At 78.1% G+C, this 16,879-nt stretch carries 1 protein-coding gene; it reads right to left on the bottom strand.

Annotated elements, in window-relative coordinates; all coding sequences use genetic code 11:
* Positions 1 to 69 precede the first annotated feature (69 nt).
* Positions 70 to 16,704, bottom strand: a complete 16,635-nt coding sequence (locus ACIQ87_RS25390; RefSeq protein ID WP_402410375.1) for an SDR family NAD(P)-dependent oxidoreductase — start codon at positions 16,702 to 16,704, stop codon at positions 70 to 72.
* Positions 16,705 to 16,879: the final 175 nt, after the last annotated feature.

The following is a 16,879-nucleotide window of genomic DNA, read 5'->3' as shown; positions in this document are numbered from 1 at the left end:
ACCTCACTCGTCGTCATGTCGCGGGAAACGGGTCGGGCGTGCCGGCCCGGGGGTGGTCGTGGGCGGTGGTCAGGGCCTTCTGAGGTTCTCGTCGATGAAGGCGAGCAGTTCGTCCCGGCCGAGACCGGCGAGGGCGGGGTCGGGCGCCGCCGGGTGTTCCGCCGCCTGTTCGGCTGCCGGGGCAGCGGGGGCCGCGGTCCCGGCCGGACCGTCGTCGAGCCGCTCCAGCAGGTGGGCGGCCAGGCGTGCGGGGGTGGGATGGTCGAAGACCAGCGTGGTCGGCAGCTGGAGGCCGCACAACTCGCCGATCCGGTTGCGCAGTTCCACCGCCGTGAGGGAGTCGAAGCCCAGGTCGAGCAGCCGGTCGTGGGCCGCCACGGCGGCGTGCGAGGGCCCGCCGAGGACCTTGGCGACCTCACGGCGCACCAGGTCGCCCAGCAGGTGCTCGCGCTGCCCCGCTGCCGTGTCCCGCAGCCGCTCCCGCCACGCGGGGGCGGGCGCCGGGCGGGCGGCGGCGCGGCGGTGGTGGACCGGGCGGGCGCCGCCGGCGGCCAGCTCCTTCAGGACCGGGGAGAGCACGCCCTGGTCGGCGCGGGCCCGCAGCACGGCGGGGTCGAGCCGGACCGGGGCGAGCGCCGCCGCGCCCAGGCCGAGCGCGGCGTCGAACAGGGCCAGTGCCTCCGGCGGTTCCAGGGCGGCGATGCCCGCCCTTGCCAGCCGGGCCCGGTCGGCCTCGTCGAAGGCGCCGGCCATGCCCGCCCCGCCACCCCACCAGCCCCAGGCGAGCGCGGTGGCGGGCAGTCCGAGGGCGCGGCGGTGCTCGGCGAGGCCGTCCAGGAAGGCGTTGGCGGCCGCGTAGTTGCCCTGCCCGGCGGAACCGAGCGTGCCGGCGACGGAGGAGTACAGCACGAACGCGGCGGGCTTCAGCTCCCTGGTCAGCTCGTGCAGGTGCCAGGCCGCGTCGGCCTTGGGGCGCAGCACCCGGTCGAGGCTCCCGGGCGTGAGCGATTCGAGCACGCCGTCGTCGAGCGCCCCGGCGCAGTGCACCACGGCGGCGAGCGGCCGGTCGGCGGGCAGGGTGTCGAGGAGCCGCGCGAGGGCGGTGCGGTCGGACACGTCGCAGGCGGCGATCCGCACCTGGGCGCCCAGTTCGCCGAGTTCGGCGGCCAGCCGGTCGGCTCCGGGCGTGTCCGGGCCGCGCCGGCCGACCAGCAGCAGGGAGCGGACGCCGTGCCCGGTGACCAGGTGCCGGGCGAGCAGCGCGCCCAGGCCGCCGGTGCCGCCGGTGACCAGCACGGTGCCCTCGGGCCCGAACACCGGCGCGGCGGGCGGGCCGGACGGGCCGGGCGCCGCGGTGAGCCGGGGCACCAGGGCGGCGCCGGCGCGCACCGCGAACTGGGGCTCGCCGGAGCCGACGGCCGCGGGCAGCGCCGCGTCGGCGCCGAGGCGGGTGTCGACCAGCACGACCCGGCCGGGGTGCTCGCTCTGGACGGACCGCACCAGGCCCCACACCGCGGCCGCGGCCGGATCGACCGCCGGGTCCTCGGGCGTGGCGGCCACCGCGTCGCGGGTCGCCAGGACCAGCCGGGTGGCGTCCAGGCGCTGGTCGGAGGTCCAGCAGCGGAGCAGGGCGGTGGTGTGGTTGACCGCCGTCCGGGTGCGCTCCGGAACGCTGCCGCCGGTGCCGGCGGCCGCCCGGACGGACACCGCGTCCGGCGCCGGGGTGCCGTGCTCGACGGCGGCGAACAGCGCGTCGACGTCGGCGTACCGGACGGTCCTGGTGCCGGGAGGCCCGGCCGGGGCGTCCGGGCCGATCGCGGCCCAGCTCTCCTCGGCGGGCACCGGGTCGGCGGGCGCGGGGCGCCAGCGCAGCTCGTACAGCGGGCGGTCGGCGGCGGCGCCGGGGCCGGCGGGGCGCAGCAGCAGCGAGCCGACGGTCGCGACGGGCGCCCCGGTGGCGTCCGCGAGGTCGAGCGCCAGGGTGTCGCCGTCGACGGTGATCCGCACCCGCAGCCGGTCCGCGCCGGTGGCGTGCAGCGCCACCTCGGACCAGGTGAACGGCAGCCGCGGTACGGCGGCGGGCGCGTCCGCGTCCGCGTCCGGGCCGAGGAGGGCGGCGGCGTGCAGGGCGGCGTCGAGCAGGGCGGGGTGCAGGCCGTACCGGCCGGCCCCGGCGCCGGCCCGCTCGGGCAGCGCCACCTCGGCGAGGACCCGGCCGTCGTGGATCCAGGCCGCGCCCAGACCCCGGAAGGCCGGGCCGTACCCCACCCCGGTGGCTGCCATCCGCTCGTACAGGCCGTCGACCTCGACGGGGACGGCGCCGGGCGGCGGCCACTCGGCCAGGGACGCTCCGGGGGGTGTCCCCTCGGCCAGGACGCCGGTGGCGTGCAGGGTCCAGTGCGCGCCCCGGGCGGCCCGGTCGGGGCGGGCGTACACCGACAGCGGGCGGCGCCCGTCGGCGGTGGGCTCGGCGATCCGGATGCGCAGTCGCACGCCGTCCTGGTCCCGTTCGGGCAGCACCAGCGGGCTGCGCAGGGTGAGTTCGGCCAGTCGGTCGCAGCCCAGGTGGGCGCCCGCCTCCAGCGCGAGTTCCACGAAGGCGGCGCCGGGCAGCAGGACCTCGCCGCGTACGGCGTGGTCGGCCAGCCAGGGGTGGGTGGCGCGGGAGAGCCGTCCGGTGCACAGCAGCTCGTCGCTGTCGGGCAGTTCGACGAACGCGCCGAGCAGCGGGTGGCCGGAGGTGTCGAGGCCGGCGCTCGCCGGGCCGGGGCCGTCCGGGTCCGGGTCGGGCGAGGCGGGCAGCCAGTAGTGCTCCGGCTGGAAGGCGTACGTCGGCAGGTCGACCCGCCGCGCGCCGGAGCCGGCGAAGTACGCCGCCCAGTCGACGGCCGTGCCGCGTACGTGCAGTCGGCCCAGCGCGTCGGCCAGCGCGTCCGGTTCGGGCCGGTCGCGGCGCAGTGCGGCGACCGTCCGGCCGGCCTCGTCACCGGCGGCGAGGGTGGCGAGCGAGCCGTCCGGGCCGACGTCCAGCAGGGTGGTCACGCCGTCCTCGGTCAGCTGCCGTACGGCGTCGTGGAACCGGACGGGCCGGCGGACCTGCTCGGCCCAGTAGTCCGGCGAGCCGAGCTCCTGCGCCGTAGCCGGGCGCCCGGTCACCGTGGAGACGATCGGGATCCCGGCCTGACGATACGTCAGTGAAGCGGCGACCGCGCGGAGTTCGTCCAGCATCGGGTCCATGGCGGGGGAGTGGAAGGCGTGGCTGACCCGCAGCCTCGTGGTCCGCCGGCCGCGCCCGCCCAGCTGCTCGGCGATCGCCAGCACCGCGTCCGTCCGGCCGGAGAGGACCACGGCGGACGGCCCGTTGACGGCGGCGAGGGCCGCGCCCTCGGTCAGCAGCGGCGACACCTCGGCCTCGGCGGCGGCCACCGCCACCATCGCCCCGCCCGGCGGAAGGGCCTGCATCAGCCGCGCCCGGGCGGTCACCAGCGTGGCCGCGTCGGCCAGGTCCAGCACTCCGGCGACGTGTACGGCGGCGAGTTCCCCCACGGAGTGGCCGGCCAGCACGTCCGGCCGTACGCCCCAGGACTCCAGCAGCCGGAACAGCGCCACCTCGACCGCGAACAGGGCGGGCTGGGTGTACTCGGTACGGTCCAGCAGCCCGGCCGCCTCGGAGTCCGGCGCGGCGTCGAGCACCTCCCGCAGCGGGCGCGGCAGGTGCCGGTCCAGCTCGGCGCAGACCTCGTCGAAGGCCGCGGCGAACACCGGGTGACGCATGTGGAGGCCGCGGCCCATGCCGAGCCGCTGGCTGCCCTGGCCGGCGAACAGGAAGGCCAGCCGCCCGCCGGTGGGCCGCCCGGGCGGCACCGGGCCGGCGATCAGTTCGTCCAGTCGCTCCAGGAAGTCCGTACGGGTCGTGGACACCAGCGCGGCCCGGTGCTCGAAGGCCGTCCGTCCGGTGGCCAGCGAGTAGCCGAGGTCGATCGGGCGCAGGTCCGGCCGTTCGTCGAGGCGTTCGCGCAGCCGGACGGCCTGGGCGCGCAGCCCCTCGGCGCTGCGGGCGGACAGCAGCCACGGCACGGCCGCGCCGTCGGTGCGGCGCGGCGGCGTGGCGGCCCGGGCCGCGGCCCGCTCCACCGGGGCCTGTTCCAGGATGACGTGGGCGTTGGTGCCGCTGATGCCGAAGGAGGAGACGCCGGCTCGGCGGGGGTGGCCGGCGGCGGGCCAGGGGGTGTTCTCGGTGAGGAGGGCGACGGTGCCGGAGGACCAGTCGACGTGGGGGGTGGGTCGGTCGATGTGGAGGGTGCGGGGCAGGGTGCCGTGGCGCATGGCCATGACCATCTTGATGACGCCGGCGACGCCGGCGGCGGCCTGGGTGTGGCCGAGGTTGGACTTGACGGAGCCGAGGTGGAGCGGCTGTCGGGGGGTGCGGTGGGGGCCGTAGACGGCGTGGATGGCTTCGGCCTCGATCGGGTCGCCGAGGGTGGTGCCGGTGCCGTGGGCCTCGATGGCGTCGATGTCGGTGGTGGTGAGGCCGGCGTTGGTGAGGGCCTGGCGCAGGACGCGTTCCTGGGCGGGGCCGTTGGGGGCGGTGAGGCCGTTGCTGGCGCCGTCCTGGTTGACGGCGCTGCCGCGCAGCAGGGCGAGGACGGGGTGCCCGTTGCGCCGTGCGTCGGAGAGGCGTTCCAGCAGCAGGACGCCGGCGCCCTCGCCCCAGCCGGTGCCGTCCGCCGCCGCGGCGAACGGCTTGCACCGCCCGTCGGGGGCAAGCCCGCGCTGGCGGGAGAACTCGACGAACGGCGTGGGCGTCGACATCACCGTCACCCCGCCGGCGAGGGCGAGGTCGCTCTCGCCCGAGCGCAGCGACTGGGCGGCCAGGTGCAGCGCCACCAGCGAGGACGAGCAGGCGGTGTCGACGGAGACGGCCGGGCCCTCCAGCCCCAGCGCGTACGCCACCCGGCCGGAGGCCACACTGCCGGCCGTCCCGGAGCCGAGGTAGCCCTCGACCTCCGCGGGCACCCGGCGCGCCCACGAGCCGTAGTCGTGGTACATCACGCCCGCGAAGACGCCGGTCCGGCTGCCGCGCAGGCCGGTCGGGTCGATGCCGGCCCGTTCGACGGCCTCCCAGCCGGTCTCCAGCAGCAGCCGCTGCTGCGGGTCCATGGCGAGCGCCTCGCGCGGGTTGATCCCGAAGAACGCGGCGTCGAACGCGGTGGCGTCGCGCAGGAACGCCCCGTGGCGCGCGTAGCTCTTGCCCGGCTTGCCCGGGTCCGGGTCGTACAGCCCGGCGAGGTCCCAGCCGCGGTCCCCGGGCAGCTCGCCGACGGCGTTGACGCCGTTCGCGACCAGCGCCCACAGGGCCTCGGGGGTGGTGACGCCCCCGGGGTAGCGGCAGGCCATCGCGACGATCGCGATCGGCTCCTCGGCGGTGGGCGCCGCCGCGCGCGCCGGGACCGGCGCGGCCTCCTCGGCGCCCAGCAGCCGGGACGCCAGGTAGCCCGCCAGCTCCTGCGGGGTGGGGCGGTCGAAGACCAGCCCGGCGGGGAGCGTCAGACCGGTCAGCGCGCCCAGCCGGTTGCGCAGTTCGAGCGCGGTCAGGGAGTCCATGCCCAGCTGGGCGAAGGCCCGGCCGTCCTGGGACTCGTCCAGGGCGTCGAGCCCGAGGACGGCCGCGGCCTCGGCCCGTACCGCGGCGGCCAGTTCGCGCAGCCGCTCCGTCTCGTCCAGGGTGCGCACCCGGGCGGACAGCCCGGCCGTCGGGGCGGGCACCGGGGCGGGCGCCGGGGCGGGCACCGGGGCGGGCGCCGGGGCGGGGCGGTGGACCGGCTCCGGACGGACCAGGGCGCGCAGCAGCGGCGCGAGCGGGGCCGTTCCGGGAGCGCCCCCGGCGCCTGCCGCCGGGGCGGCGGGGTCGAGGCGCGCCGGTGCGAGGAACGGCTCGTCGGCGGCCAGCGCGGCGTCCAGCAGGGCCAGCCCGTGCGCGGTGCTCAACGGCCGTACGCCCACCCGGGCGAGGCGGGACAGGTCGGCCTCGTCGAGTCCGGCGGTCAGCCCGCTGCGCTCCGCCCACAGCCCCCAGGCCAGCGAGGTCGCGGGCAGGCCGAGGCCCCGGCGGTGGACGGCGAGGGCGTCCAGGAAGGCGTTGGCGGCGGCGTAGTTGCCCTGGCCGGCCGAGCCGAGCAGCCCGGCGGCCGAGGAGAACAGCACGAAGGCCGAGAGGTCCAGGCCCTGCGTCAACTCGTGCAGGTGGAAGGCGGCATGGGCCTTCGGGCGCAGGACGCCCGCCAGCCGCTCGGCGGTCAGCGAGCCGATCGCGCCGTCGTCCAGGACTCCGGCGGCGTGCACCACGGCCGTCAGCGGGTGCTCGGCGGGTACGCCCGCCAGCAGGGCCGCCACCTGCGCGCGGTCGGCGAGGTCGCAGCCGGCCACCGTGGCCCGGGCCCCCAGCTCGGCCAGCTCGGCCGCCAACTCCCGCACACCGGGGGACTGTTCACCGCTGCGACTGGCCAACAGCAGGTGCCGCGCGCCGTGCTCGGAGACCAGGTGGCGGGCGACGAGCCGGCCGAGCAGCCCGGTCCCGCCGGTGATCAGCACCGTGGCGTCCGGGTCGAGCGGACGCGGCGACCGCAGCGCGGGGACGTCCACCCGGGCCAGCCGGGGCAGCCGTACGGTGCCCGCGCGCAGGGCCAGTTGGGGCTCCTCGCCGGCCGCCGCGAGCGACAGCGCGCGGGCGGAGGCGGGGGTGTCGTCGAGGTCGGCGAGGACCAGGCGACCGGGGTGCTCGGTCTGCGCGGAGCGCAGCAGCCCCCAGACGGCGGCCTCGGCGGGGTCGGGCGTCTCGCCGCCGGCCACGGCCACGGCGGAGCGGGTCACCAGGACCAGCCGTGCCGGGGCCAACCGCTCCTCGGCCAGCCACTCCTGGACCAGGGCCAGCGCCCGCGCCGTCGTCGCCAGGGCCCGGTCGGCGGTGGAGTCCGGGTCGGCGGCGTCCGCCGGGCGGACGGCGGTGAACACCAGGTCCGGCACCGGCTCGCCGGCGTCGAGCGCGGCGCGCAGCGCGGTGAGGTCGGCCCAGCGCGGCGCCGGCTCACCCGGCAGCAGGTCGTCCGCGCCGAGCACCGCCGGCCGTCCGGTCGGGGCCGGTGCCACCGGGGCGGGTGCGGCGGGCCAGTCGAGCCGGTAGAGCCCGCTCTCCCCGGCCTCCGGCCGCCCGGCCGTCAGGTCCGCCGGTGCCGGGCGCAGCACGACGGCCCCGACGGAGGCCACCGGGCGCCCGTCCGCGTCGTGGGCGGTGAGCGTGGCCTCGCCCGGCCCGGCGAGGCTGAGGCGCACCCGCAGGGCGGCCGCGCCGCGGATCGGCGCCGACACCTGTTGCCAGGCGAACGGCAGCACGGCCGGAGCCTCGGCGTCCGCGACCAGGCCGATGGTGTGCAGGGCCGCGTCGAACAGGGCCGGGTGCACCGTGTACCGCTCGGCCTCGGCCTGTTCGGCGCCGGTCAGGGCCACCTCGGCGAGGACGTCCTCGCCGCTGCGCCAGGCCCGGACCAGGTTCCGGAACGCCGGGCCGTAGCCGTAGCCCCGGCCGGCCAGTCGCTCGTACAGGTCGGCGGTGTCGATCGCCGTGGCGCCGGGCGGCGGCCACTCCTCGGCCCGGTCGGCGGGCCGCTCGGGATGCGGGGCGAGCAGCCCCGCGGCGTGCCGCGTCCACGGCAGGCCCGCGCCGGCGTGTTCGGCGCGGGAGAAGATCCGGATGCTCCGGCGGCCCGCTTCGTCGGCCGCGCCCACCGCCACCTGGAGGGCGACGCCGCCGGCCGGCGGGGGCAGCAGCGGCGCGGTGAGGCCGAGTTCGTCGACCGACGCGCAGCCGACCTGCTCGCCGGCGCGGAGCGCGAGTTCGACGAAGGCGGTGCCGGGCAGCAGGACGGCGCCGGCCACCCGGTGGTCCCCGAGCCAGGGCTGTGCGCCCTCGGCCAGCCGGCCGGTGAGGACGTACTCGTCGGTTCCCGCGAGGTGCAGCACCGAGGACAGCAGCGGATGGTCCACCGGCCGCTGACCGGTCGCGTGCGACGCGACCCCGGCCGGGGCGGCGGGGGCGTCCAGCCAGTACCGGGTGCGCTGGAAGGGGTAGGTGGGCAGCTCGACCGCGGGGCGGTCGGCGGCGCCGAGGACGGCCGTCCAGTCCACGTCGAGCCCCTGGGCGAAGTCCTCGGCGGCGGCCGGGACCTGCCCGCCGGGGGCCACCACGCCCTCGCTGCCGGCCGCGACGGCGGCGAGCCCGGCGAGCAGCTCCTCGCGGTCCCGGCCGACCACGACGGCGCGGTGCTCGAAGGCCGACCGGGTGGTGGCCAGGGCGCGGGCCACGGCCGCCGGGTCGGGTGCGGGCTGCCCGGCGGCCAGGGCGAGCAGCTGCTCGGCCCGGGCCCGCAGCGCGCCGGGCGTCCGCCCGGAGAGCACCCACGGGAGGACCTCGGGGCGGCCGGCGGCCGCCGGGGCGGGTTCGGGTTCGGGCCGGGGCTGTTCCAGGATGACGTGGGCGTTGGTGCCGCTGATGCCGAAGGAGGAGACGGCGGCCCGGCGCGGGTCGTCGCCGGTGGTCCAGGGGGTGTTCTCGGTGAGCAGCGTCACCGTGCCGGCGGACCAGTCGACGTGCGGGGTCGGCTCGTCCACGTGGAGGGTGCGGGGCAGGACGCCGTGGCGCATCGCCATGACCATCTTGATCACCCCGGCGACGCCGGCGGCGGCCTGCGGGTGGCCGATGTTGGACTTCACCGAACCGAGCCGGACCGGGCGGTCCGCCGGGCGGTGCCGCCCGTAGGTCGCCAGCAGGGCCCGGGCCTCGATCGGGTCGCCGAGGGTGGTGCCGGTGCCGTGCGCCTCGATGGCGTCGACGTCGGCGGGGGTGAGTCCGGCGTTGGCGAGGGCCTGGCGGATCACCCGTTCCTGGGCGGGGCCGTTGGGGGCGGTGAGGCCGTTGCTGGCACCGTCCTGGTTGACGGCGCTGCCGCGGACCACGGCGAGGACGGGGTGGCCGTTGGCGCGGGCGTCGGAGAGCCGCTCCAGGACCAGGACGCCGGCGCCCTCGCCCCAGCCGGTGCCGTCCGCCGAGGCGGCGAAGGGCTTGCAGCGGCCGTCGGGGGCGAGCCCGCGCTGGCGGGAGAACTCGACGAAGACGCCGGGGCTCGACATCACCGTCACCCCGCCGGCCAGCGCCAGCGAGCACTCGCCCGAGCGCAGCGACCGGGCGGCCAGGTGCAGCGCCACCAGGGAGGTGGAGCAGGCGGTGTCGATGCTGACGGCCGGGCCCTCCAGCCCCAGCGCGTAGGCGAGCCGGCCGGAGACCACGCTCGCGGCGCTGCCGGTCAGCACGTAGCCGTCGGCGGTGCCGGCCGGCTCCGCCAGACGCGGGCCGTACTCGCCGTTGGAGGCGCCGACGTAGACCCCGGTGTCGCTGCCGCGCAGGGTGGCCGGGTCGATGCCGGCCCGTTCGACGGCCTCCCAGCCGGTCTCCAGCAGCAGCCGCTGCTGCGGGTCCATCGCGAGTGCCTCGCGCGGGCTGATCCCGAAGAACGCGGCGTCGAACTCGCCCGCGTCGTAGAGGAATCCGCCGTGCCGGCTGTACGAGGTGCCGGGCCGTCCAGGCTCCGGGTGGAACAGCCGCCCGACGTCCCAGCCGCGGTCGTCGGGCAGGTCGCCGATCGCGTCGGTGCCGGAGAGGACGAGGTCCCACAGGCCGTCGGGGGAGGTCACGCCGCCGGGGTAGCGGCAGGCCATGCCGACGATCGCGATCGGCTCGTCGTCCTCGGCGGCCCGCGCCGCGGGGGCGGGGGCCGGCCGGGCGTCGTCGCCGGTGAGTTCGGCGAGGACGACCTCGGCCACCGCGCGCGGGGTGGGGTGGTCGTACACCAGGGTGGGGGACAGCCGCAGTCCGGTCGCGGCGTTCAGCCGGTTGCGCAGTTCCACGGCCGTCAGCGAGGTGAGCCCCAGCTCGGAGAAGACCCGGTGCTCCCTGACCTGCTCGGCGGAGGCGTAGCCGAGGACGGTCGCGACGGCCCCGCGCACGACCTCCGACACCGCCTCCGCGCGCCGCAGCGGATCGAGTCCGGCCAGCCGGCGGGCCGGCCCCTCGCCGTCCGGGCCGGGGGCGGGCGAACCGGCGGCCGCCGAGCGGGCCTCGGGGACGGTGTCGAACAGCGGGCGCGGACGGGTGAGCGTGACGGCGGGGACGAGGGCGTCCCAGTCGACCCGGGCCACGGTCACGCAGTCGTCGTCGGCGGCGAGCGCCCCCTCCAGCGCGGCGAGGCCCTGCTCGGGGGCGAGACCGGGCAGGCCGAGGCGGTGGAGCTGGTCCGCGACGGCGGTGCCGGTCGCCATCCCGGCACCGGCCCACGGCCCCCAGGCGATGGAGGTGGCCGGCAGGCCCTGGGCGCGGCGGTGCTCCGCGAGGGCGTCGAGGAAGGCGTTGCCGGGGGCGTAGCCGCCCTGCCCGGGCAGGCCCCAGGTGGCGGCCACGGAGGAGAAGAGCACGAAGGCGGACAGGTCGGCGCCCCGGGTCAGCTCGTCCAGGTTCCGCGCGGCGGTGGCCTTGGCGCGCAGCGCCCGGTCCAGCCGTTCGGGGGTGAGGGCGTCGATCAGGGCGTCGTCGAGCTGTCCGGCGGCGTGCACCACGGTGGTCAGCGGGAGGTCGTCCGGCAGCGCGGCGAGGACGGCGGCGAGCGCGTCCCGGTCGGCCGCGTCGCAGGCGGCGAACGTGACGCGGGCACCGAGCGCGACCAGTTCGGCCCGCAACTCCTCGGCGCCGGGAGCCTGTTCGCCGCGGCGGCTGACCAGCAGCAGGTGTTCGGCGCCGGCCCGCGCCAGCCGCCGGGCGACCAGCGCGCCGAGCGCCCCGGTGCCGCCGGTGACCAGGGCGGTGCCCCGGGTGCGCCAGGTGCGGTGGGCGTGCGGCGGGGCGGGGGAGCGTTCGAGGCGGCGGGTGAACACCCCGAGCGGCCGGACCGCGAGCTGGTCCTCCACGCCGTCGCCGGTCAGCAGCTCGGCCAGGTGGGCCGCGGACGCGTCGTCGGCCTCGGCGGGCAGGTCGACCAGGCCGCCCCAGCGCTCGGGGTGCTCCAGGGCGACGATCCGCCCCAGGCCCCACAGTTGGGCCTGCTCCGGGTCGCGCACCCGGTCCCCGTCCCCGGTGCCCACGGCGCCGCTGGTGGCGTACCAGACCGGGGCGGCCTGCTCCAGCTCGCCGAGGGCCTGGGTCAGCGCGAGCGAGGCGGCCAGACCGGCGGGTACGGACGGGTGGTCGGCCGGCGATCCTTCGGCCAGGGCGAGCAGGGACAGCACTCCGGTCGGGCGGAACCCGTCCAGTGCGGCGCGCAGCCGCTCGGCGACGCCGGTCCGGTCCGCGGCCGGGTCGACGGCGACCTGCCGGACCTCGGCGCCCCGGACGGTCAGCGCCCGTACGGCCGCCTCCGTCCACGGACCGCTCCGCCCGGCTCCCGCCGGGACGGCCAGCAGCCAGCGTCCGCCGGGGGTGGCGTCCGCGGCCGGGGCGGCCCGGTGCCAGCGGACCCGGTAGCGCAGGGCGTCCAGCGCGGCCCGCGCGCGTCGGCGCCCGTGCCAGCGGGACAGCACCGGCAGCGCCGCGGACAGCGCCTCGGCGGCGGGGGCGTCCGGCGCGGAACCGAGGTCGAGCTCGGTGGCGACGGCCTCGGCGTCGCCCTGCTCCACCGCGGCCCAGAACCGCTGCTCCGCCTCGTCGGGGGCGGCGCCGGAGTCCGGGCGTGCGGCGGGCTGCCACCAGTACCGGTCCCGGCGGAACGGGTAGGTGGGCAGCTCGACCACCCGGGCGCCGGAGTCCGCGAACAGCACCGCCCAGTCCACGGCCAGCCCCTGGACGAAGTCCTCGGCGGCGGCCGCCACGAGGCCGGCGGTGCCCTCGGTGGGGGCCGTCACGCCGGTGCGGCCCGCGGCCACGGCGGCGAGCCCGGCGAGCAGCTCCGCCCGGTCGGCACCGAGGACCACCGCGCGGTGCTCGAAGGCGGAGCGGGTGGTGGCCAGGGTGTACGCCACGTCGGCCGGGTGGGCCTCGGGGTCGGCGTTCAGGTGCCGGGTGAGCCGCAGGGCCTGCTCACGCAGTGCCTCGGGGGTCTTCGCGGACAGCACCAGCGGCAGCGGGCCGTCGGCGGGCGCCGGTACGGCGGACGGCGCCTCGACCGGCCTCTCGACCGGCTCCTCGTTCCGCGCCTCGTCCGGCTCCTCCAGGATGACGTGGGCGTTGGTGCCGCTGATGCCGAAGGAGGAGACGCCGGCTCGGCGGGGGTGGCCGGCGGCGGGCCAGGGGGTGTTCTCGGTGAGGAGGGCGACGGTGCCGGAGGACCAGTCGACGTGGGGGGTGGGTTGGTCGATGTGGAGGGTGCGGGGCAGGGTGCCGTGGCGCATGGCCATGACCATCTTGATGACGCCGGCGACGCCGGCGGCGGCCTGGGTGTGGCCGAGGTTGGACTTGACGGAGCCGAGGTGGAGCGGCTGTCGGGGGGTGCGGTGGGGGCCGTAGACGGCGTGGATGGCTTCGGCCTCGATCGGGTCGCCGAGGGTGGTGCCGGTGCCGTGGGCTTCGATGGCGTCGATGTCGGTGGTGGTGAGTCCGGCGTTGGTGAGGGCCTGGCGCAGGACGCGTTCCTGGGCGGGGCCGTTGGGGGCGGTGAGGCCGTTGCTGGCGCCGTCCTGGTTGACGGCGCTGCCACGCACCACGGCCAGCACCCGGTGCCCGTTGCGCCGTGCGTCGGAGAGGCGTTCCAGCAGCAGGACGCCGGCGCCCTCGCCCCAGCCGGTGCCGTCCGCCGCCGCGGCGAACGGCTTGCAGCGCCCGTCCTCGGACAGCCCGCGCTGGCGCGAGAACTCGACGAAGGTGCCCGGTGTGGACATCACCGTCACGCCGCCGGCGAGGGCGAGGTCGCTCTCGCCCGAGCGCAGCGACTGGGCGGCCAGGTGCAGCGCCACCAGCGAGGACGAACACGCGGTGTCGACGCTGACGGCCGGGCCCTCCAGCCCGAGCACGTAGGCGAGCCGGCCGGAGGCCACACTGCCCGCGCTGCCGGTGAGCAGGTAGCCGTCGGTGCCGTCCTCGCCCTCGTGGAGGCGCGGCCCGTAGTCGGAGGCCATCAGCCCGGTGAAGACGCCGGTCCGGCTGCCGCGCAGCGGCGCCGGGTCGATCCCGGCCCGCTCGAAGGCCTCCCAGGCGACCTCCAGCAGCAGCCGCTGCTGCGGGTCGGTGGCCAGGGCCTCGCGCGGGGACAGGCCGAAGAACCCGGCGTCGAAGCGGTCGGCGTCGTACAGGAAGCCGCCGTGCCGGGTGTAGGAGGTGCCGGAGTGCCCCGGGTCGGGATGGTGGAGCGCGTCGAGGTCCCAGCCCCGGTTGTCGGGGAAGCCGCTGACGGCGTCCCGTCCGTCGGCGACCAGCCGCCACAGTTCCTCCGGGGCGTTCGCCCCGCCGGGGAAGCGGCAGGCCATGCCGACGATCACCACCGGGTCGTCGGTGTCGGCGGCGGGCGGGGCGACGGGCTCGGACGGCCCGGCGGCGGGGGTGCCGAGCAGCCCGGTCAGCAGGTGGGCGGCCAGCGCCCGGGGGGTGGGGTGGGCGAAGACGGCGGTGGTCGGCAGCCGCAGCCCGGTCGCCGCGTTCAGCCGGTTGCGCAGTTCGACGGCGGCGATCGAGTCGAAGCCCGACTCCTTGAAGGCCCGGACCGGGTCGACCGAGCCGCCGGACTCGTGGCCGAGGACGGCCGCGGCCTGCTCCCGCACCAGGGCGAGCAGCGGGGCCTCCCGCTCGGACTCCGGCAGTGCGGCCAGCCGGTCGGCCAGCGGCCGCGCCGTCCCGGACCGGTCGGCCGGGGCGCCCCCGGGGCGGGGGGCCTCGGCGGCGGGGGCGGTTGCCGACGGGGCGGGAGCGGCGGTCCCGGGAAGCCAGTACGGCGTGCGCTGGAAGGCGTAGGTGGGCAGCTCGACCGGCCGGGCGGCGCCGAAGAACGGCGTCCAGTCCACGGCGGCGCCGGCGACCTGGGCCTGGGCGAGCGAGCCGAGCAGCCTGGTCAGGCCGCCGTCCTCACGCCGGAGCGTGCCGACGACGGCGGCCGGGTCCTGCGGGGTGGTCCACGCCTCGGCGGCCTCCTGGACGCCGACGGCGAGGACGGGGTGCGGGCTGGACTCCACGAACAGGCGGTGCCCGTCGGCGAGCAGGGCGCGGACGGTCTCCTCGAACCAGACGGTGCCGCGCAGGTTCCGGTACCAGTAGTCGGCGTCCAGCGCGGTGGTGTCGGCGACCGGGCCGGCCGTGACGGTCGAGTAGAAGGCGATGTCCGCGGCGGCCGGGAGCGGGGTGATGTCGGCGAGCGCGGCGAGCAGGTCGTCCCGGACGGCCTCGACGCGGGGGGAGTGCGAGGCGTAGTCGACGTCGATCCGCCGGGCCCGGACGTCCTCCGCCTGGTAGGCGGCGAGCAGCTGGTCGAGGACGGCGCCGTCGCCGGCGAGCACGGTGGCGGAGGGGCCGTTGACGGCGGCCACCGAGACCCGGTCGCGCCAGGGCGCGATCCGCTCGGCGACCTCGGCGACGGGCAGCGGCACGGAGGCCATCGCGCCGGTCCCGGCGAGCCGGGTGAGCGCCTGCGCCCGCAGGGCGACGACCTTGGCCGCGTCCCGCAGCGACAGCACCCCGGCGACGTGGGCGGCGGCGATCTCGCCCTGCGAGTGGCCGACCACGGCGTCCGGCGTCACGCCGTGGGCCCGCCACACCGCGGCGAGCGAGACCATGACCGCCCACAGGGCGGGCTGTACGACGTCCACCCGCTCCAGTGACGGCGCCCCGGGCTCGCCGCGCAGCACCGCGCTGAGCGACCAGTCGACGAACTCGGCGAGCGCCTCCTCGCAGGCGGCGATCCGCTCGGCGAAGACCTCGCTGTCCGCGAGCAACTCCCTTCCCATGGCCGCCCACTGGGAGCCCTGGCCGGGGAAGACCAGCACGGTGCGGCCGTGCACGGCCGGGGCGGTGGGCGCCACGGTGTTGCGGGCGGGCCGGTCCTCGGCCAGGGCGGTGAGACCGGCGAGCAGCTCCGCGCGGTCGGTGCCGACCACCACCGCGCGGTGCTCGAACACCGAGCGGGTGGTGGCCAGGGCGAGGCCGACCTCGGCCGGCTCGATGTCCTGATGCTCCGTCAGGAAGTCGGCGAGGCGGGCGGCCTGGGCGCGCAGCGCGGCGCCGCCGCGGGCGGACAGCGGCCACGGTACGGCGGCGGGTCCGGCCGGCGGTCGGTCGGACCCGGCCGTCCGGGTGTCCGGCTGGTCGGCCCCTCCGGTCAGGGCGTCCGGCGGGCCGGTCACCACCACGTGGCAGTTGGTGCCGCCGAGCCCGAACGAGCTGACCCCGGCGACGTGTCGGCCGCCCTGCCGCGGCCAGGGCGACAGCTCGGTGTGCACCGCGAGGTTCAGCTCGTCCAGCGGGATGTCCGGGTTGGGCGTGCGGTAGTTGAGGCTCGGCGGGACGAGTCCGTGCCGGATGCTCAGGGCGACCTTGAGGAAGCCGGCGATGCCGGCCGCGCCCTCGAGGTGGCCGAGGTTGGTCTTGACCGACCCCACCCGCAGCGGGCCGCGGGCCCCGCCGTCGGGGGCCGCCCGGCGCGCGCGGCCCACGACGGCGCCCAGGGCGGCCGCCTCCACCGGGTCGCCCGCCCGGGTGCCGGTGCCGTGCAGCTCCACGTACTGGACGTCGGCCGGGTCGATGCCGGAGCGGCGGTAGGCCCGCCGGATCACGGCCTCCTGGGCCCGCGCGTCGGGCGCGGTCAGGCTGCCGGAGCCGCCGCCGTCGTTGTTCACCGCGCTGCCCCGGATCACGCACAGGACGGGCGAGCCCTGGGCGAGCGCGTCGTCGAGGCGCTGGAGCACGACCAGGCCGCCGCCCTCGCCGCGGACGTAGCCGTTGGCGCGGGCGTCGAAGGTGAAGCAGCGGCCGTCCGGGGAGAGGCCGCCGAGCTTGGCGGCGGTGACCGCGTTCTCCACCGCGAGGTCCAGGTTCACCCCGCCGGCCAGGGCGAGCGTGCTCTCGCCGCGGCGCAGGCTCTCGCAGGCCAGGTGCACGGCGACCAGGGAGGAGGACTGGGCGGTGTCCACCACCAGGCTCGGCCCGGCCAGTCGCAGGGCGTGGGAGAGCCGGTTGGCGATCACCCCGCGCTGCAGGCCCGCCGCCCAGTGCCGGGTGGTGGCGCCGGCGCCGTCGCGGTGCAGCAGGGCCGCGTAGTCGTCCCAGATCGCGCCGACGAAGACGCCGGTCGCGCTGCCGGCCAGCCGCTCGGGCAGCAGCCGGGCGTTCTCCAGCGCCTCCCAGCCGAGTTCCAGCATCAGGCGCTGCTGCGGGTCCGTCGCGGCGGCCTCGCGCGGGCCGATGCCGAAGAACTCCGCGTCGAAGCCGGTGACGGTGGGCCAGTCCAGGAAGCCGCCGTGCCGCAGGTCCGCCCGCCCGGGGGCGTCGAGGTCGCCGTCGCCGTACCAGGCCTCGGCGTCCCAGCGCTCGGGCGGGGTCGGGCCGACGGCGCTGCGGCCCTCGCTCAGCAGCCGCCAGTACGCCTCGGGGGAGGACGCCCCGGGGAGCCGGCAGGCCAGGCCGATCACCGCGACGGGGACGTCCGGCGCCTGGTCGGGGGCTTGTCCGGCGGCGGGCGGCTGGTCCATCGGTTCCGACTCCCTTGTGCCGTGTGGGGGCGGCCGGTTCCAGGGAGCCGACCGGTGGGGCTGGTCGCATGAAGAATTGCCCGGTCCGGGCGGAGCGGGGGCATCGACACCGGGCAGGCGGGTGCCTGACCCGGTCGGTGCCCGGACCGGGAGAACGAGAGGGCGGGCCGACGCC

Source organism: Kitasatospora sp. NPDC096204 (genome assembly GCF_044763205.1).
Classification (GTDB): domain Bacteria; phylum Actinomycetota; class Actinomycetes; order Streptomycetales; family Streptomycetaceae; genus Kitasatospora.
This window is presented reverse-complemented; position numbering and strand designations above follow the sequence as displayed.